At 71.8% G+C, this 18,284-nt stretch carries 17 protein-coding genes and 2 tRNA genes; 4 read left to right on the plus strand and 15 right to left on the minus strand.

What is annotated here, in order from left to right:
* Nucleotides 1-128: 128 nt before the first annotated feature.
* From ACIOC1_RS11050 to ACIOC1_RS11060, 3 genes are all read right to left on the minus strand, one after another.
* Nucleotides 129-2,096: a S53 family peptidase gene (locus ACIOC1_RS11050; protein WP_355348903.1), complete on the minus strand. Its 1,968-nt coding sequence runs from the start codon at nucleotides 2,094-2,096 to the stop codon at nucleotides 129-131.
* Nucleotides 2,097-2,313: 217 nt separating this feature from the next.
* Complete coding sequence (locus ACIOC1_RS11055; RefSeq protein WP_355348906.1) at nucleotides 2,314-4,101, minus strand: hypothetical protein; 1,788 nt, start codon at nucleotides 4,099-4,101, stop codon at nucleotides 2,314-2,316.
* A 215-nt stretch (nucleotides 4,102-4,316) separates the two neighbouring features.
* Nucleotides 4,317-4,389: transfer RNA gene (locus ACIOC1_RS11060), tRNA-Ala, on the minus strand.
* 133 nt (nucleotides 4,390-4,522) lie between these two features.
* On the opposite strand from ACIOC1_RS11060, the gene ACIOC1_RS11065 reads away from it, so the two are divergent.
* Nucleotides 4,523-5,890, plus strand: coding sequence for a glycosyltransferase 87 family protein (locus ACIOC1_RS11065; protein WP_401853377.1), 1,368 nt, complete (start codon nucleotides 4,523-4,525; stop codon nucleotides 5,888-5,890).
* An 87-nt stretch (nucleotides 5,891-5,977) separates the two neighbouring features.
* A complete protein-coding gene (locus ACIOC1_RS11070; protein WP_401853379.1) occupies nucleotides 5,978-7,075 on the plus strand; it encodes an alkene reductase in 1,098 nt (365 codons plus the stop codon).
* A 108-nt stretch (nucleotides 7,076-7,183) separates the two neighbouring features.
* Here the strand turns inward: ACIOC1_RS11070 and ACIOC1_RS11075 are convergent, their stop codons facing one another.
* The gene (locus tag ACIOC1_RS11075; RefSeq protein ID WP_401853381.1) at nucleotides 7,184-7,405 is read right to left on the minus strand and encodes a hypothetical protein; all 222 of its coding nucleotides are present in this window, start codon (nucleotides 7,403-7,405) and stop codon (nucleotides 7,184-7,186) included.
* Between ACIOC1_RS11075 and ACIOC1_RS11080 the strand changes: the two genes are divergently transcribed.
* Nucleotides 7,404-7,598 carry a hypothetical protein gene (locus ACIOC1_RS11080; RefSeq protein WP_401853383.1) on the plus strand — a complete coding sequence of 65 codons (195 nt, stop codon included), beginning with the start codon at nucleotides 7,404-7,406 and terminating at the stop codon, nucleotides 7,596-7,598. The genes ACIOC1_RS11075 and ACIOC1_RS11080 overlap by 2 nt on opposite strands.
* A gap of 187 nt (nucleotides 7,599-7,785) precedes the next feature.
* On the opposite strand, the gene ACIOC1_RS11085 is transcribed toward ACIOC1_RS11080, so the two are convergent.
* The 6 genes from ACIOC1_RS11085 to ACIOC1_RS11110 all read right to left on the minus strand — a co-directional run bounded on the left by ACIOC1_RS11085 (nucleotide 7,786) and on the right by ACIOC1_RS11110 (nucleotide 12,001).
* Nucleotides 7,786-7,858 (minus strand) — tRNA-Ala (locus tag ACIOC1_RS11085).
* Nucleotides 7,859-8,006: 148 nt separating this feature from the next.
* Nucleotides 8,007-8,660, minus strand: coding sequence for a histidine phosphatase family protein (locus ACIOC1_RS11090; RefSeq protein ID WP_401715847.1), 654 nt, complete (start codon nucleotides 8,658-8,660; stop codon nucleotides 8,007-8,009).
* Nucleotides 8,657-9,091 carry a ribosome silencing factor gene (gene rsfS, locus ACIOC1_RS11095; protein WP_355348921.1) on the minus strand — a complete coding sequence of 145 codons (435 nt, stop codon included), beginning with the start codon at nucleotides 9,089-9,091 and terminating at the stop codon, nucleotides 8,657-8,659. Before rsfS ends, ACIOC1_RS11090 begins: the two co-directional genes overlap by 4 nt.
* A 132-nt stretch (nucleotides 9,092-9,223) precedes the next feature.
* Complete coding sequence (locus ACIOC1_RS11100) at nucleotides 9,224-11,218, minus strand: LCP family protein (protein ID WP_401853386.1); 1,995 nt, start codon at nucleotides 11,216-11,218, stop codon at nucleotides 9,224-9,226.
* A 31-nt stretch (nucleotides 11,219-11,249) separates the two neighbouring features.
* Nucleotides 11,250-11,852, minus strand: coding sequence for a nicotinate-nucleotide adenylyltransferase (gene nadD / locus ACIOC1_RS11105; RefSeq protein ID WP_355348927.1), 603 nt, complete (start codon nucleotides 11,850-11,852; stop codon nucleotides 11,250-11,252).
* 2 nt (nucleotides 11,853-11,854) lie between these two features.
* Entirely contained in the window at nucleotides 11,855-12,001 is a 147-nt protein-coding gene (locus ACIOC1_RS11110) for a hypothetical protein (protein WP_401305065.1), read from the minus strand.
* A 144-nt stretch (nucleotides 12,002-12,145) separates the two neighbouring features.
* On the opposite strand from ACIOC1_RS11110, the gene ACIOC1_RS11115 reads away from it, so the two are divergent.
* A complete protein-coding gene (locus tag ACIOC1_RS11115; protein WP_355348930.1) occupies nucleotides 12,146-13,279 on the plus strand; it encodes a M48 family metallopeptidase in 1,134 nt (377 codons plus the stop codon).
* Here ACIOC1_RS11115 and ACIOC1_RS11120 read toward each other — a convergent pair.
* The 5 genes from ACIOC1_RS11120 to proB form a co-directional block, all read right to left on the minus strand.
* Nucleotides 13,173-14,441 (minus strand): hypothetical protein, encoded by a 1,269-nt coding sequence (locus ACIOC1_RS11120; protein WP_401853390.1) that lies wholly within the window; start codon nucleotides 14,439-14,441, stop codon nucleotides 13,173-13,175. The genes ACIOC1_RS11115 and ACIOC1_RS11120 overlap by 107 nt on opposite strands.
* A gap of 66 nt (nucleotides 14,442-14,507) precedes the next feature.
* Nucleotides 14,508-14,942 carry a hypothetical protein gene (locus ACIOC1_RS11125; RefSeq protein WP_188283116.1) on the minus strand — a complete coding sequence of 145 codons (435 nt, stop codon included), beginning with the start codon at nucleotides 14,940-14,942 and terminating at the stop codon, nucleotides 14,508-14,510.
* Between the two features lie 93 nt (nucleotides 14,943-15,035).
* Nucleotides 15,036-16,331 (minus strand): glutamate-5-semialdehyde dehydrogenase, encoded by a 1,296-nt coding sequence (locus ACIOC1_RS11130; RefSeq protein ID WP_355348936.1) that lies wholly within the window; start codon nucleotides 16,329-16,331, stop codon nucleotides 15,036-15,038.
* Between the two features lie 69 nt (nucleotides 16,332-16,400).
* Nucleotides 16,401-16,871: a hypothetical protein gene (locus ACIOC1_RS11135; protein WP_355348939.1), complete on the minus strand. Its 471-nt coding sequence runs from the start codon at nucleotides 16,869-16,871 to the stop codon at nucleotides 16,401-16,403.
* Between the two features lie 183 nt (nucleotides 16,872-17,054).
* Complete coding sequence (proB, locus tag ACIOC1_RS11140) at nucleotides 17,055-18,215, minus strand: glutamate 5-kinase (protein WP_355348942.1); 1,161 nt, start codon at nucleotides 18,213-18,215, stop codon at nucleotides 17,055-17,057.
* Nucleotides 18,216-18,284: the final 69 nt, after the last annotated feature.

Below are 18,284 nucleotides of genomic sequence, written 5' to 3' on the forward strand. Positions count from 1 at the left end.
CGAAACGCTTCCGAAGCGCGTCCGCACGCCTCGGATCCGCGCCGGATCGGCGTAGAACCATGTCCGAAACGCGGAGGCGCGTCGGACCAGAACCGCGTCACACCGTTCTCAGAACCGCGTCACACCGTTCAGTGCTTGCCGTTCTTCTTCGGCGGCAGGTACGACTTCACGTAGTCGGCACCCGGGGTGCCGACGCCGGTGACGTCGTCGTAGCCGACCGTGGCGTGCAGCGACGCGTCCGCACCGAGGGTACGGAGCGAGGTGATCGTGCCGTCCGAGGCGTCGAAGGCGTTCGCGAAGTCGACACGCACGACGGCGAGACCCTGGCCCTGGCCCAGCGGGTGGTCGGTCACGTCGTGGTACGCGGACGTGCCGTACTTGTTGTAGATGAGCGGGTTGGCGAAGCCGATCGCGATGCCGTTACGGGCCTGCTGCGACAGCGCCTGGACGCCCGCGATCACCGGCGCGGCGAGCGAGGTGCCGCCGATCCGGTACTCGCTGTACTGGAGCGACCCGTCGGGGAAGGTCTGGGTCTGACCGACGAGGAAGCCGGTGTTCGGGTCGGCGACCGCGGCGATGTCGGGCTCGACACGCTGCTTGACGGTGCCGCCGTTGGCGAGCGCCAGCGAGTCGGGGACGACGCCGCGCTGGTAGTACGGCTGCGCGTACAGCTTGCTGGTGCCGCCGCCCGCGCCCGAGGTGTACGGGCCGGGGAAGCCCACCCAGGACTTGCCGTCGGCCGACAGCGGGGCGCGCTCGGTGCCCCAGCCGGTCTCCCACTTGTACTTGTCGTTCTTGCCGACCGCCAGCGAGGTGCCGCCGACGGAGGTGGCCCAGTCGGAGTTTCCGGGGGTGTCGGCCTGCTTCACACCGGTGGAGGCGACGTTGTCGCCGTTGTCACCGGAGGAGAAGTAGAAGCCGATGCCCTCGACAGCGCCCTGCTGGAAGACCTGGTCGTAGGCCGCGGCCACGTCCGGGGTCTCGTTGGCCTCGACGTCGCCCCACGAGTTGGAGACGATGTCGGCCAGGTGGCCGTCCACGACCTTGTTGAGGGTGTCGAGGAAGTCGTCGTCGTAGCAGGAGGCCGCGCCGAGGTAGACGATGTTCGCGTCGGGGGCGACCGCGTGCACGGCCTCGACGTCGAGCGTCTCCTCGCCGTACCAGCCGGACGCGCCGCACTCGTCGGTGTTGGTGAACTCGCTCGGCAGGACCTGCGAGAGCTGGCCCTTCTTGTACTTCTGGTCGCCGTTGCGCTTGGCGTACTGCGAGGCGTCGGCGGCGATGGTCGGCGAGGCGTACGCGTCGGTGATGGCCACCGTCACGCCCTTGCCGGTGTACTTGCCGGCACCGTACGCGGCACGGAGCTGCTCACCGGTGTAGCCCTTGATCGCGTAAGGCGCCTTGGTGCCGTACGCGTTGGGGAGCTTGTTGTTGGTGTTCGAGCCGAAGTACGTGGAGAAGGGTCCGGCGTTCTTGAAGACCGCGTCCGGAGGCGGCAGCGTGTCGTCGTGGCTGGACTTCTTGGGTGCGTTGTCCAGGCCGGTGACGGTCAGCACCGCGCCCTTGAGCGAGGCGGGCGCGGACGCCGTGGTCGCCGGGGCGTGGTAAGTGTGGCCCGCCTTGGAGTAGTTGTGGAGCTGGGTGCCGAAAGCCTTCTCCGCGGCGGCCACGTCACCGGTCACGGCGATGTAGTGCTGGGAGGTCGCGGTCACCTTCAGGCCGGAGGACTTCAGCCAGTCGGTGACCTCGGCTATCTGGGCCTTCGTCGCACCGTAGCGCGACTGGGTCTGCGCGGTGGTCAGATAGTGACCGTAGTCAGCCGAGTTCGGATCCGAGACGGACTTGGCGTAGGCCGCGAGGCCCTTCGCGTCCCGTCCGGCCAGATAGACGCGGACGGACACCTTGCCGGTGTTCGCGGTCGCGCCCTTGTCTGCCTGGGTGGTGGCCCACTGCGGCTTGGTGCCGGAGAGGAGTTGGCGTCCGCTGGGCTGGTCGGCCGTGGCGGACTGGGTGCCAAGCGCGAGCGCGCCGGCGACCAGGGGCAGCGCGGCGGCCGCCACCAGTCCCACACGCGTTCTCTTGCGCTCAAATCTCATGAAACCCCCATGCGAAGCGAGTTGTCGCGAAGTGCGGTGTCGCCGCTATCCGTACGGCTCGTACCGCAGAGCGACACTCTTTCGCTGATCGGTTCATGTCAGGGGCATGGTTTTCCCAAGAGCGGGTCAAGGAACGGTAGCCACCGCCCGTCGTGCGTATGGCCGTTCAGGTCGCGTGCCCGATCGGGCACGGGGCCCGTCGGGGCCGCCCGCCCGGTCAGGCGGGGTGCTCGTCCAGCTTCTGGAACAGCCGGTGGAAGCGCAAGGTCGATCCCGCGGGAACGTCGGGAAGTTCACGCGACCGCAATCGCCAGGCGGCCACGACCGCGGCCGTCAACTCCGTACGGCAGGTGTCGCGGTCCATCTCCGGCACGCCCTGACTCTTGGCGTAGGAGCGGTACATGACCATGTCCCGCTCGGTACGCGGGCTGACCGGCCAGCCGCGCAGCAGCGTCTCGACCGCGCGCACCCCGCGCGCGAACCGCTCGTCCCCGGTGCGCGCGGCCAGCGCCTTGAACCCCGGTACGAAACCGGCCATCCGCCACTCGACGTCCCGCTCGTCGCGCAGCGGATCGGCCCACGCCAGATCTGCCAGCGACACCGCGGTGAGCCAGCAGGCGATCTCGGGACGGCCGGACTTGCCCTCCGCGATCGACCACTCGTAGAAGAACCGCCGGGCCGCCTCACGGGAGTTGACCATCGTACGGATCCGGCCGACATGCTCCTGCGCGACCGCCGTCAGCTCGTCGTTCATGGCGTTGTGCCGCAGCACCACGACGAGGTTGACCACCCGGCGCAGGTCGTCGGGCTCCTCCTCCACGGCCGCGCGGGCGGAGCCGATCGCGTACTCGGGCGAGCTGCTCAGCTTCTGCGACATGTACCGGAACTCCTTGGCGTCCAGGCCGCTTCCGGGCCGGGTCGCCACGCGGATGCCGACGCGGGTCAGGCGCGCGTAGATGTCCTTCATGTCGACGCCGAGGCTGCGGGCGACGCGCAGCGCCGACTCGGCGACCGCGCGGTGCCTGACGAGCAGCCGGTCGCCCGCGCGGGCCGCCGCCGCCTCCTCACCGAGCGGGATGACGATCTCCTCCTCGACCCGGCTCACGTCGATGTTGAGCGCCTCGGCGAGCAGCCGCGGCGACATCTCCCGCACATTGATGCCGTGCAGGGCGGCGATCATGAAGAAGGCGTACGCGAGCGTGCGGCCGTTGCTCAACGGGTAGTGGACCAGGCGTCCGAGCATCTGCTGCACATGGCCGTCGAGCCGGTCGCCGACGCGGACCCGGAGCATGCCGCCGAGCAGCGCGCCGTCCTCCAGGCTGGCCTCCTCGCCGCGGACCGCCGCGAGCAGCGCCGCCACGCGGTCCTCGACCTGGTTGTACGAGGCGAGCTGGCCGAGCGCCTGCGACCGCGTCCACGCCTCGACGATCTCCCGCGCGTCCACGCCGTCCTTGCCGAGGCCGCGCAGGGCGATCCGCTTCGGCGTGACGTTCAGCGTGTTCCACGGCAGCGAGTCGGCCCTGACGGCCCGCCAGTCGGTGTCCCGCGCGGCCAGCAGGAAGTGCAGGTCCGAGCGGCCCTCAAGTCGCCGCAGGACGTCGAAGCAGCCGGTCGCGATCTTCTCCGCGTCGTCCGAGACGAAGAGCGTGTTGCGGTCCGGGTCCAGCTCCGCGATCCACTTCAGGTCCAGGGTGTCGCCGGAGTCCCGCCAGTACACCCGCCAGTCCTCGTGGCTGCTCGCGAGATCGACGGCGACCTGCCGGATCAGCGTCGACTTGCCCTCGCCGCTGGGGCCCACCACCAGGTGCACGGTGCTCGCCGAGCCGCGCTCGTACAGCAGATTCCCGGTGATACGCGAGACCGCCTCGCGGCGCGGCACGTCCGCCAGCACCGTCTCCCAGGTCGGCAGGGCACCGTCGAAGTAGCGGACCAGACTCTCCCGCGAGGCCTCGCGCCGACCGGCGAGGAACTCACGGTCGATCAACTGCCAGTCCAGCTGGTCCAAGAGGTCTCTCCCCCGTCGCTTCCGCCCTGTGCGCCCAGGGTAGTTGACCAGCCGTCAGGCCGGTCGGGTGACGGATCCCGCGGCCGGTCAGAGCAGACCGGTCCCGCGGCCGGTCCGAAGCCGCGCCCCGCGGGGGCCGCAGGAGCCGGCCGCCGCGCAACGGAAAAGAGCGAGATCCGTCCGCCTTCTGCGGACAGGTCTCGCTCTCTCACTCGTGGAGCTACGGGGAATTGAACCCCGGACCTCTTGCATGCCATGCAAGCGCTCTACCAACTGAGCTACAGCCCCGCGTGGTGTCGGGCGGTGGGCCCGGCGACTCGGGATACATTACACGGCCGCGGGCCGGGACCGCCAACTCGTTTCCGGCCGGTGGCGGGCCTCCGACCTCGGGGTTCTGTGACGGCGGGAGGAGCGTGGTGGCGTGGGCGCGGTACGGCGGCGGCGGGCGGCGGCGGTGACCGCGGCCGGGGTCGGCTGCCTCGCGTCCTTCGCCGGGTTCTGGGCGGCGCAGCGCGGCGCGCACGTGTCGATGATCGACCTCATGGTGTACCGGGCCGAGGGCCTGACGGTACGCGGCGGCGGTGACCTGTACGCGATGCGGGCGACGTACGCGCGGCTGCCGACGACGTATCCGCCGTTCGCCGCGCTGCTGTTCGTGCCGCTGACGTGGCTGCGGCCCGGAGCGATGCGGACGGCGGCGACGGCCGGGAATCTGCTGCTGCTGGTGGCGCTGGTCGCGCTGTCGCTGCGGCTGGCCGGCCGTCCGGTACGCGCGCCGCGGGCCGCAGTGGTGCTCGCCGTGGCCGCGGCGGCGGTGTGGTGCGAGCCGGTGTGGACGACCCTGCGCTACGGGCAGGTCAATCTGCTGCTCGCGGTGCTGGTGCTGTGGGACCTGACCCGCCCTGCCGCGCACCGCTGGGCGGGGGCCGGGATCGGGATCGCCGCCGGGATCAAGCTGACGCCCGCGCTCTTCGCCGTCTTCCTGGCCGTGGCGGGGGCGGCGGCGCTGCGCCGGGAGGGAAGCGGCGCGCCCTATGCGCGGCGCGCGCTGGTGGCGGGCGGCACCTTCGCCGGTACGGTCGCGGTCGCGGCGCTCGCGCTGCCGTACGACTCGCGGCGGTTCTGGACCGGGGTGGTGCTCGCGCCGGACCGGATCGGCTTCGGCGAGGACACCGCCAATCAGTCGCTGCGCGGGGTGGTCGCCCGGTTCCAGCACACCGGGGACCCGGGGACGGTCTGGCTGGCGGGCGCCGCCGTGGCGGGTCTGGCCGGGCTCGCGGTGGCCGTCGCGGCGCTGCTGGCCGGGGACCGGCTGCCGTACGGGCCCGCGTGGGCGGCGGTGGCCTGCGCCATGACGGCGCTGCTGGTCAGTCCGGTGTCGTGGTCGCACCACTGGGTGTGGGCGGTGCCGATACTGGTGCTGCTCGGGTCTGAGGCGCTGCGCCGCGGGGACTGGCGGTGGGCGGCCGGGACGGCCGCGGCCTGCGGTCTCTTCTGCTCCTTCGCGCTGTGGGCGGTGCCGCACGGCCCCGGACGGCTGGAGCTGCGGCAGAGCGGCCCGCAGATACTGCTGTCGGCCGGTTATCCGCTGGCGGCCGTGGCGTTCCTGGCGCTGGCGGGCACGCTGGCCGTCCGCGCGCTGTACACCATGCCCTCCAGGCGCGTGTCAACCGCCGAAAGCCGTCGTCCGGCGCCGATTCCGGAGGCGGCTCCCGACCCCGCGCCGCCCCTGGTCACGGCTCCCGCCCCCGCTCCGGCCGCTCCGGCCGCTCCGGCCGGAAGTTCATGAATCCTCAACATTTCCGGGGCGGATCCGCGGTTACGGTGGCTTTCGGCCGACTACGAGCCCCGCCGCCGGACGAGCCTGGAGACCGCTTTGACCACCGCGTTCGACCCCCTCGACCTCGGCGGTGTGCGGCTGCCGAACCGTATCGTCATGGCACCGATGACCCGCAGCAGGGCGTACGGTCCCGGACTCGCCCCGACCGACGCCGCCGTGCGCTACTACGCGCAGCGCGCCTCCGCCGGGCTGATCGTCACCGAGGGCGCCCAGCCCTCCCCCGTCGGCCAGGGCTATCCCGACACTCCCGGTCTGCACAGCGACGAGCAGATCGCCGCCTGGCGCCGGGTCACCGACGCCGTGCACGCGGCGGGCGGCCGGATCTTCGCGCAACTCATGCACACCGGCCGGATCGGCCACCCCTCCCTGCTGCCCGACGGCCTCGTACCGGTCGGCGCCTCGGCCGTCGCCGCCCAGGGCACGGTGTACACGCGGGACGGGCCGAAGGAGTTCGTCGTCCCCGAGGAGCTGACCGAGGACGGCATCCGGCAGACCGTGGCCGACCACGCCGCCGCGGCCCGCAACGCGATCACGGCGGGCTTCGACGGCGTCGAGGTGCACGCGGCCAACGGCTATCTGGCGCACCAGTTCCTCGCGCCCAACTCCAATGTCCGCACCGACGACTGGGGCGGCTCCCCCGAGCGCCGGATACGGTTCGCGGTCGAGCTGGTCACGGCGGTGGCCGGGGCGATCGGCGCCGACCGTACGGGCCTGCGCGTCTCGCCCGGCAATCCGCTCGGCGACCTCCACGAGCCGGAGCCGGGACCGACGTATGTCGCGCTGGTCCAGGCGATCGAAGCGGTCGGCCCCTCGTATCTGCACCTCATCGAGAACGACGACCGGGCGCTCACCCTGGAGCTGCGCAAACGCTTCTCCGGCGCCCTCATCCTCAACGCCCGTACGGTCGGCCGCCCTTCGGGCCCGGAGGAGCTGGCGCTGATCGAGGACGGCACCGCCGACATGCTCTCGTACGGCGCACTCTTCCTCGCCAACCCCGACCTGCCGCGCAGGCTCCGCGCGGGCGGACCGTTCAACACCCCGGACCGGGCCACGTATTACGGCGGCGACGAGCGCGGCTACACCGACTACCCGTTCCTGGACGCGGAGGACGCGGAGGCCGCGCAGGACGCGTAGGACGCACCGGCACAGGCCCCGGGCCTCAGGCCCGGCGCCGCCCGCTCCGCCGCCACTCGACCGCGACCACGGCGCCGACCGACGACACCGCCGCCATGGCCGCCGACGTCACGGCGTAGGCGTGGGCCCGAGGACGAGCGGCACGGTGAGCAGCGTCACCGCGGCGCCGAGCACGACCAGGCCCGGCAGGTCGAGACCGCGCCGCACCGCGCCCGCCGCCCCCGGGGTCCCGGCGCCCGTGGCCGCGCCGGGCAGGCGGGTCAAGGTCTTCCGGCACCACGCGGTCGGCACCGTCAATCTGTCGTCCAGCTCGCTGAGCATCGACGGCATGGCCGAGCACCGCGTCGTCGTCTACACCCCGCTCGGCGCGCAGGACACCCGCCGGATCGAGCGCCTGCGGGCCATCCCCGACCCGGTCGTCGGCTGCCCCGAGCACGGCCGCCCGCTCTCCGAGATCCTGCGCGAGAAGGCCGAGCAGGCCACGCGGGAGGGCCGGAACGGAGAGATCCCGCTCCCCCGGTGAGGGAACAGGACCCTCGTACGTCGCGGGTGGACCCTGTCCCCGGGTACTCCCGCCTCGGCGCCCGGCCCGGCCGACCTCACGGGGCTCCGGGTGGCGAAGCCCCCGCGGTGCGAGGCGCAGCCGCGCAGAAACGACAGAGGGCGGAGTGACTCGCGTTTTCCGCGAGCACACTCCGCCCTCAACCTTGTGGAGCTACGGGGAATTGAACCCCGGACCTCTTGCATGCCATGCAAGCGCTCTACCAACTGAGCTACAGCCCCGCGTCAGCGCGGGTTTCCCCGGCGACGAGAAGAAGCATAGCCGGTGAGCGCGCCGGAAACGAAATCCGCTGCACCGCCGCGCGCGGACGCGTCCCGGACCCGGTCGAGGGCCGTCCGGAGGCCGCCGCGAGCACGGTCCGGCGCGCGCTCAGGTGTCGTCGCCGAGGACCGGTTCCGGCAGGGTGCCCGCGTTGTGCTCAAGGAGACGCCAGCCGCGGGCGCCCTCGCCGAGGACGGACCAGCAGCAGTTCGTCAGGCCGCCGAGCGACTCCCAGCTCGTGGACTCCAGGCCGAGCAGCCGTCCGATGGTGGTGCGGATGGTGCCGCCGTGGCTGACGACGACGAGGACGCCGTCGTCGGCGAGCTTGTCGGCGGCGGTCAGCACCACGGGGGCGGCCCGGTCGGCGACCTCGGTCTCCAGCTCGCCGCCGCCGCGCCGCACCGGCTCACCGCGCTTCCAGGCCGCGTACTGCTCGCCGTAGCGCTCGACGATCTCGGTGTGGGTCAGGCCCTGCCAGGCTCCGGCGAAGGTCTCGCGCAGACCCTCGTAGTGCGTGACCGGCAGGTGGGTCACCGCGGCAAGCTCCGCGGCGGTGCCCGCGGCCCGGCGCAGGTCGGAGGCGATGATCGCGTCCGGCCGCAGCGCCGCGAGCAGCCGGGCGGCGCGGCGCGCCTGCGCGATGCCCTCGGCGGTCAGCTCGATGTCGGTGTTGCCCTGGAAGCGCTGTTCGAGATTCCAGGCCGTCTGGCCGTGCCGCCAGAGCACGATCCGGCGGCCACGGCCGCCCTTGTTCCCGTTCAGTTCAGGTCTCCCTCGTCCTGCGCCTCCTGCGCCTGGGCGTGCTCGGCGCCCTTGCCGCGGGTCGCGACCGCGTCCTGCGGCAGCTCGATCTCCGGGCAGTCCTTCCACAGCCGCTCCAGGGCGTAGAAGACCCGCTCCTCGGAGTGCTGCACGTGCACCACGATGTCGATGTAGTCGAGCAGCACCCAGCGGCCGTCCCGCTCGCCCTCGCGCCGTACCGGCTTGGCGTCCAGCTCCTTGGCCAGGGTCTCCTCGATGCCGTCGACGATGGCCTTGACCTGTCGGTCGTTGGGCGCGGAGGCCACCAGGAAGGTGTCGGTGATGGAGAGGACGTCGCTGACGTCGTAGGCGATGATGTCGTGCGCGAGCTTGTCGGCCGCGGCCTGGGCGGCGGTACGGGTCAGCTCGATGGAACGGTCCGTGGCGGTCACTGAGGAGACTTTCGGGTCGGGGGCTGGTCACCCAAGGGTCTCACGACCCTCGGACAGCCCCCGACCCCTTTTCGATCACCGCGCGCCGGTCACCATGCTCGGTCACCGGCAGCCGGAGCCCGCGGCGGGCGCTCACTGGCCCGTCTGCTTGTAGTCCTTGCCGAGCACCACCGAGATGTCCGCGGTCGCCGGCACCGTGCCCTTCTTCACCGCGCTCGCGGGCAGCCCCAGGGTGGACGCGACGTCCTTGGCCGCGGCCAGCCGCGCGTCGTCGCCGTAGATGATCTGCGAGAGGGCCTGGGACTTGTCCGCCGTGCCGCCCGGCACATAGGTGTACGTGCCGCCGTTGACGATCGCGGCCTGCGCCATCGGGCCCGACTTCTTGTCGCCGGTGGCGTCCTTGATCTGCACGCGGGCCTGCGCGGTCGCGTCGGAGGTCTTGACCGTGCCGCCGAGGATGTCCTTGACGACGCTGTCGCTGGTCTTCGCGGTGAGCGTGCCGTCCTTCTGCACCGGCAGCATCGCCGTGTCGTACGCGCCGGTCTTGGCCAGCTCCGCGAGCTGCGCGAGCGACGCGCCGAGCTGCTGGTCGGTCAGTGACGGGTCGAGGATCTGGGCCAGCGACTGGACGGTCTTGGTCGCGGACGCCGCGTCGCTGGGCATCTTCTTCAGCAGCGCCTGCATGACCTGCCCGAAGCGGCTGAGCTGCTTGGTCTGCGGCTCGCCCGGCGCGAGGTAGGTGGCGTACGCGACGGCCGCCTGGCCGGTCAGCTCGGTCTGCTTGCCCTGCCGGACCAGCGTCTTGTCCTTGTCCTTGCCGGTGCCCTTCACCTCGGCGTCAGTGTCGACGTAGACGTCGCCGAGCGAGTCGACCAGCAGTTCCAGATACGGGGTGTCCAGCCGCCAGGTGCCCTTGATGTCGGAGCCGAGCAGCGAGTTGAGGGCGTCCCTGGTCGGGCCGACGCCGTCGCCGACCGCCTTGTCCAGGGTGGTCGACGTGCCGTCCTCGGTGGTGACGTTGAGGGAGTTGGGCAGCAGGACCGTCGTACCGCGGCCCTTGGTCTCGTTGTCCACCAGCAGCGCGGTGGCGGGCGCGCCCTTGTCGACCGGCATCAGGTGCACGACTATGACGTCGCGCTTCTGCGCGCCGCCCGCCGCCGCGGCCGGGCCCTTCGAGTCGCCGAGGCCGGGCAGCTTGCCCGCCTGCCACAGATAGCCGACGCCGCCGAGCATCGCGAGCACGACCAGCAGGATCAGGCCGACCTTGCGGTTCTTGCCGCGCCGCTTGGCCTCCTCGCGGCGCTCGGTGCGCGACTCGGAGAACTTCAGCCAGTCGATGACCTCTTCCGACTCCTCCGAGTCCTCGTCGATGAAGGCGAACTGCTCGGTCAGATACTGCCCGTCGGGCCCCTTCGCCCCGCCCGCGGCGCCCGGCGCGTGCCGCGTCCCGGGCTCCTCGTGGAAGACCGGCTGCTGCCCGGTGTCGTACACGGGCGGCTGCTGCCCGGTCTCGTACACCGGCGGCTGCTGCCCGGTCTCGTACACGGCGTGCCGGCCGGTGTCGTAGACCGGTTGCTGGCCCGTGTCGTAGACGGGCTGCTGTTGACCGGTGTCGTAGACCGGCTGCTGCCGCCCCGTGTCGTGGACCGCGTGCTGGCCGGTGTCGTACACGGGGGGCTGCTGGCCGGTCTCGTAGACGGTGTGCTGCCCGGTGTCGTACGCCTGCGGCTGCCCCGCGCCGTAACCCTGGCCCTGTCCCTGGCTCTGGCCCGGCGCGTGGCCCTGGCCCTGGCCGTAGCCGCCGGGGCCCGGTCCCTGTTCGTAGTACGGCTGTTGGGGCTGCTGCGGGATCCAGCCCTGCTGCTGGCCGGCGTAGGTCTGCGAGGGGTCGCCGTAGTACGGGTCCTGGTAACCGGGGTGCGGCTGCTGCTGGGGGACGTGCGGCGGTGCCTGCTGAGCGGCCTGCTGCTGCGGCTGCTGCCCCTGTTGCTGCTGTGCGGGATGGGGCTGTGCGTACGGGTCGTAACCGTAGGACTGCTGCTGGTAGTAGGGGTCTTGCGCGTAAGGGTCTCTCTCGTTCTCAGGACCGCCCTCGGCTTGCTGCCAACGGGGGTTTGCGTCGTTCACGAGGAACCCCTTCACGTGGTTCGTTGCGGAGCTACCCGGTCGCGTCCCGGTACAGCGCGCGTTTGTCGATGTAGCGCACTACACCGTCCGGAACCAAGTACCAGACAGGATCCCCCTTGGCCACCCGCTGGCGGCAGTCCGTGGAGGAGATCGCCAGCGCCGGGACCTCCACGAGCGAGACACCGCCCTCGGGGAAGCCCGGGTCCGACAGCGTATGCCCGGGGCGTGTGACCCCGATGAAGTGCGCGAGAGAGAACAGTTCCTCCGCGTCCCGCCAGGAGAAGATCTGGGAGAGCGCGTCGGCACCGGTGATGAAGAACAGCTCGGCGCCCGGGTGCTCGGCGCGCAGATCGCGCAGGGTGTCGATGGTGTACGTCTTGCCCGCGCGGTCGATGTCGCTGCGGCTCACCGAGAACTGCGGGTTGGACGCGGTGGCGATCACCGTCATCAGGTAGCGGTCCTCGGCGGCCGACACCTTCTGGTCGCTCTTCTGCCACGGCTGGCCGGTCGGCACGAAGACCACCTCGTCGAGGTGGAAGAGGCTGACGACCTCGCTGGCGGCGACCAGGTGACCGTGGTGGATGGGGTCGAAGGTGCCGCCCATCACCCCGATGCGGTGCTTCGCGTCCGGCATGGTCAGTCCCGGTTGAAGCGGGTCACGATCCACAGCAGGAGCAGCAGGGCGGCCAGTGCGCCGAAGCCGGTCACGTACGGGCTGAGGCTGTTGTGGTTGCCGCCCCCCTCGGCGAGTGTGGTCAGGGCGGAGGCTGCGGTGGACGACATGATCAGCGGGACCCTTTGCGATATCGGGGACGGGGGAGAAGACTCTCGGCACATCGTACGGGCGGGCGGAAGGGAACTTCGCGCAGGCTCCGCGCGTCCAGAGTATGTACCGGTTGGCTATCAGGGGGTTGGGCCAGTATGTCCGTGCCGAATGGACCGAACGACACGCAGGACGGTCAGAAGAACCTGCCGGGGCGCAACCGCAAGCGCTTCCCCGGCATCTCGTCGCGGGCGTATGAGCACCCGGCCGACAAGTCCGCGCTGGTGGCGCTCCGCAAGCTCAGCGGCTTCGACACGGTCTTCAAGGCGCTCAGCGGTCTGCTGCCCGAGCGGTCGCTGCGGCTGCTGTTCCTGTCGGACTCGGTGCGGGTCAGCGACGAGCAGTTCGCGCATCTCAACGCGATGCTGCGGGACGCCTGTTACATCCTGGACATGGAAAAGGTCCCGGCGATGTACGTGACGCAGGACCCGCAGCCCAACGCGATGTGCATCGGCATGGACGAGCCGATCATCGTGGTCACCACCGGCCTGGTCGAGCTGCTCGACGAGGAGGAGATGCGGGCGGTCGTCGGCCACGAGGTGGGCCACGCGCTGTCCGGCCACTCGGTGTACCGGACGATACTGCTCTTCCTTACCAGCCTGGCGCTGCGCGTGGCGTGGATCCCGCTGGGCAATCTGGCGATCCTGGCGATCGTCACCGCGCTGCGCGAGTGGTTCCGCAAGTCGGAACTGTCCGCGGACCGCGCCGGTCTGCTGGTCGGTCAGGACGTGCAGGCGTCGATGCGCGGTCTGATGAAGATCGCGGGCGGCAACCATCTGCACGAGATGAACGTGGACGCGTTCTTGAAGCAGGCCGACGAGTTCGAGGCGGCGGGCGATCTGCGCGACTCGGTGCTGAAGATCCTCAACGTGCTGCCGCGCAGTCACCCGTTCACCACGGTGCGCGCCGCCGAGTTGCGCAAGTGGGCGGGCAGCCGGGACTACCAGCGGCTGATGGACGGCCACTACCCGCGGCGCGAGGAGGACAAGGACACCTCGGTGTACGACTCCTTCAAGGAGTCCGCGACGCATTACGCCGATACGGTGAAGAGCAGCAAGGACCCGCTGATGGGGCTGATCCGGGACATCTCGTCCGGGGCGGGCGACATCGGCGGCAAGCTGCGCGACCGCTTCACAGGCTCGGGCTCGACGAACGGGGCGGCGGGGGCGTCAGAAGGCTCGGGCGACTCGCCCGAGGACTCGGGGCCGCCGTCCGAGCCGCAGCCGGGGATGGGCTGACCGAGGGGCTTCCCGGCCCGCCGGGCGCGCCCGCGGCGCCCCGCGGCAGCCATGTGGCGTTCGGCAGCACGCCCGGCGCCGTCGTGCTCGCGGTGGCCGGCGGCTGCCCGGTGGTGGCGTCGGTCAGCGGGGCGCAGACCGCGCCGACCGGCCGGTCGTGGCGGTACGGATCGGCTCCGGCGACCGCGCCGGGCGCCGACTGGCCGGCCAGTATCGGCCGGAAGTAGTTCTGTACGGCCGCGCCGCAGGCCAGCGGTCCCGCCGCCACATCGGCCTGGACGACCTGGATCTGGCGCTGGCGCAGGTCGGCGTGGCTGAAGCGGAATCGCATCTGGCGGCGCACAGTGAACAGCGACACGGCGTTGTCGGCGAATCCCGGCCGGTACAGCGCGTAGACGAAGGTGTGGTCCGCGGCGATCTCCAGCTCGTCGTCGCCGGTCTCGGTGGCGTCCAGGGTGCCCTGCACGCGGATGCCGTCCCGGACCAGCCGCACCCGCGCCGCCGGGTCGAAGCGGACCAGCCAGCCGGTCGCCTCGTGGGTGCCGTCGGTGTACGGCCGGGTCAGGCTGCTGTCGAACTGGTCGAGCTGTCCGGGGTCGAGCAGGGCGCGGACACTGCTCACATCGCCGCCGGTGACCGTCTCCTGATTGATCGACGAGTCGGTCAGATAGAGCTTCGCGGTGCTGAAGGCCTGCGTCACCTCGCCCACGCCGTAGTCGCCGATCCGGTGGATCGCGGGCATCGTGATGCCCTCGGCGCCGACCCGGTACGCCTCCGCGCGCTGTCCGCGGAAGGGCTCGGTCGCGGAGACCGAGGCGACCTTGCCGGACGGGACCAGCGGGATGACGGTGGCCCTGAGCTGTTCCGTGGCGTCCTGGCCGCGGCCCTTGTAGGGGTGCCTGACGCCCATGTAGATGGCGAAGCCGAAGGCGACGACGATGAGCGTGATGAGGGCGACCGCCTGCCGGGCGAGGCCGCGCGGCAGCGCGTGCCGGACGCGCACCGCCCGGTCGGCGTCGTCCAGCCGCTCCTGGGCGGAGAACTCCTGGATCCGGGCAGCCCGGACGAACGACTCGTCGAACACGACGGATCGGTACTCGTCCTCACCGCCTCCGGGAACGCCCTCGGGCGTGCCCTCAGGAGGATTTCCAGGCCCGCTCATATCACAAGGTTAAGTCTCTGGGCGTGCGAATAAACGCCCTGGTACCGGTCAACTTATGACAGGAGATCAGGGAAGCCGGTTCGCGGCGACCGGAGGCAGACTGCTCTGTGTGCCGACCGGGCCGCTGGACGGCGGGGGGACCACCGGTGGTCGGGTCGCGCCGCCCGCGCCGCGGTAGACCGCGGCGAAGGTCAGGGCGACCACCCCTATGCCCATGACCACGGCCAGGGCCCAGGCCACCGGACGGTGCCAGCGGGTACTGCTCCCGCGGTACGGCCGTCCGGCCGGGTAGAGGTCGTCGGAATCCGGTACTCCCGCTTCGTCCAGTTCGGGGACAGCGGCGTGAGCACCGGCTCGATTCCGACCCGGCCAGCCGGGCGGTAGCGCGGGACCTTCGGCGACGGCAAGCATCCGTTCCTTGGCCGAGGGCTCATGGAACAGAGCGGACCGTACGAATTCTTCGTCGAGGACTACGGAGGCGAACTCGTCATCGTCCGGCATCTGTCCAGAGTAATGCGGAAGTTGGTCCTTTGGGCAGGGGAATCCGGACTGTCTGTGGGCCGTCCGGAGGACACTTCCGCGTGTCGGCGGGTGTCAGCGGATGTGTCCGTCACCCGTGACGACGTACTTGGTGGAGGTCAGTTCCGGCAGTCCCATGGGGCCGCGGGCGTGCAGTTTCTGGGTCGAGATGCCGATTTCGGCGCCGAAGCCGAACTGGCCGCCGTCCGTGAACCGGGTCGAGGCGTTGACCAGCACCGCGGCGGCGTCCACCCGCTGGGTGAAGCGGCGCGCGGCGGCCTGCGAGGACGTCACGATCGCCTCGGTGTGGCCGGAGGACCACAGCCGGATGTGCTCCACGGCCGCGTCCAGGCTCTCCACGACCCCGGCGGCGATGTCGTAGGACAGATACTCCGTCTCCCAGTCCTCCGCGGTGGCGGGCACGACGGTGGCCTTGCTGCCGCTGCTCTCGGCCAGCGCCTGCACCCGCGGGTCGCCGTGCACGGTGACCCCGGCCTCGGCGAGCGCGTCCAGCGCGCGCGGCAGGAAGCGGTCGGCGATGTCGCGGTGCACCAGCAGGGTCTCCGCCGAGTTGCAGACGCTGGGGCGCTGTGCCTTGGAGTTGATCAGCACCTCCACGGCCATGTCGATGTCGGCCTCGGCGTCCACGTACACATGGCAGTTGCCGGTGCCGGTCTCGATCACCGGAACGGTCGAACCCTCGACGACGGTACGGATCAGGGCGGCGCCGCCGCGCGGGATCAGCACGTCGACCATGCCGCGGGCGCGCATCAGCTCGGTGACGGAATCGCGGCTCTCGCCGGGCACGAGCTGGACGGCGTCGGCGGGCAGTCCCGCGCCGCCGACCGCGTCGCGCAGCACGGTGATGAGAGCGGTGTTGGAGGCGTACGCGGAGGAGGAGCCGCGCAGCAGCACCGCGTTCCCCGACTTCAGGCAGAGCGCGGCGGCGTCGACCGTCACGTTGGGCCTGGCCTCATAGATGATGCCGACGACGCCGAGCGGGACGCGGACCTGCCGCAGCTCCAGGCCGTTGGGCAGGGTGGAGCCGCGCAGCACCTCGCCGACCGGGTCGGGCAGCCCCGCCACGTGCCGGACGTCGGCGGCGATGGCCGCGACCCGCTCACGGGTGAGGGTGAGCCGGTCCACGACGGTGTCGCCGGTCCCGGCCGCGCGGGCCCGCGCCACGTCCTCGGCGTTGGCCGCGACGATCTCCTGCGTGCGGACGATCAGCGCGTCCGCGATGGCCAGCAGGGCGTCGTCCTTGACGGACCGCGGCAGCGGGGCCAGGTCCGCGGCGGCGGCCCGCGCGCGGTACGCGGCGAGCAGCACGGGGGACTTGGGCAGCGGCGAGGGCAGCGGCGGGTGGGTCATGGAAGCAGGGTACCGGCCCGCCACCGGCCGGTTGGCAGGTCCCGCGACAGTGCTCCGCGGGGACGGGCCCTAGAACGGGTGTACGCCCACCGGGACGGCCGGCGGCGGTCCGTAGCCCTCCGCGACGCGCTGGTGGTAGGTCGCGCGGTCGATGACTTCCAGGCCGACGGTCTCCCAGGGCGGCAGGCCCGCCGTCGAGCGGTGCTCGCCCCACAGCCGCAGCGCGATGGCGGCGGCGTCGTGCAGGTCGCGGGCCTCCTCCCAGTAGCGGATCTCCGCGTGGTCGGTGGCGTACCGGCTGGTGAGCAGGAAGGGGTGGTCGTGGGCGAGCTGCTCAAGACCGCGTCTGACCTCGGTCAGCGGGGTCTCGGGGCCCGAGACGCTGAGCGTGACGTGCCACAGCCGGGATATCGCCCGTTCGGCGGGGAGCGCTTCCCGCTCGGGGTCCCCGTCGATGTCGTCACTGATGTCGTTGCCGACGCTGACCAGCGTGCGTTCCCCCGTACCCCTGGTCAATGGCCCTGGGCGCCCTCGTCTCACCGGCGGCCTCCCTGTGGGTTGCGTTCCGCGAGCGCCGTCCGCACCGGTAGGCGCTGACGACTCCTCCGCATCAAAGTTGACCAGGCTCCGGCGGGCCGCGGGGGCGTTTTCGGCAAGAAGGCCCGAACCAAGGTCCTGAGGAGATCCCCGGACATTGACCGGGGAGTCGAGGGTTCCGGGGGCTCAGGGGCGCAGAAGTACCAGGTCGTCACGGTGGACGACCTCGCGTTCGTAGGCGGGGCCGAGTTCGACGGCGAGGTCGCGGGTGGAGCGGCCGAGCAGCCGGGGCAGTTCGCGGGCGTCGAAGTTGACCAGCCCGCGGGCGACCGCGTGCCCGGCCTCGTCGAGCAGGTCGACGGGGTCGCCCGCGACGAAGTCGCCGTCCACGGCGGTGACCCCGGCGGGCAGCAGCGAGCTGTGCCGCTCGGTGACCGCGCGGACCGCCCCGGCGTCCAGCCGCAGCGCGCCGCGCGGGGTGGAGGCGTGCGCGAGCCACAGCAGCCGGTCGGCGGAGCGTTTGCCGGTGCGGTGGAAGTGGGTGCCGGTGGGGCGCCCGGCCAGCGCGTCGGCGGCGTGCACGGCGGAGGTGAGGACGACGGGGATGCCCGCCTCGGCGGCGATCCTGGCGGCCTCGACCTTGGTGACCATGCCGCCGGTGCCGACCCCGGCCTTGCCCGCGCTGCCGATGGTGACGCCCGCCAGGTCCTCGGGTCCGGCGACCTCGGTGAGCAGGGTCGCGCCCGGCGTACGCGGGTCGCCGTCGTAGAGCCCGTCGACGTCGGAGAGCAGGACCAGCAGGTCGGCGCGGACGAGGTGGGCGACGAGGGCGGCGAGCCGGTCGTTGTCGCCGAAGCGGATCTCGTCGGTGGCGACGGTGTCGTTCTCGTTGACCACCGGGAGGGCGCCCATGGCCAGCAGCTGGTCGAGGGTGCGGTAGGCGTTGCGGTAGTGGGCGCGGCGGCTGACGTCGTCCGAGGTGAGGAGCACCTGGCCGACGCGGACGCCGTACCGGGCGAAGGAGGCGGTGTAGCGGGCGACGAGCAGGCCCTGGCCGACGCTGGCGGCGGCCTGCTGCCTTGCCAGGTCGCGGGGGCGGCTGGCCAGGCCGAGCGGGGCGAGTCCCGCGGCGATGGCGCCGGAGGAGACCAGGACGATCTCCTTGTCCGGCCGGCCGCCCGGTCCCGCGCTCGCGCCGGTGCCCGAGCCGCGGACCGAGGCCAGGACGTCGACGAGCGCGTCCACCCGGTCGGCGTCCAGTCCCCCGGCGGCCGTGGTCAGCGACGACGAGCCGACCTTGACCACGACCCTGCGGGCCTCCACCACGTCCTGCCGTGCCGTTGTCACGTACGTCCCTCGTATCGCCGCTGTCACGCCTGTCCCGAACCGGCGCTCCGGCCGGTGCCGTCGCGCGCC

It is taken from the genome of Streptomyces sp. NPDC088197 (assembly GCF_044741185.1).
Taxonomy (GTDB): domain Bacteria; phylum Actinomycetota; class Actinomycetes; order Streptomycetales; family Streptomycetaceae; genus Actinacidiphila.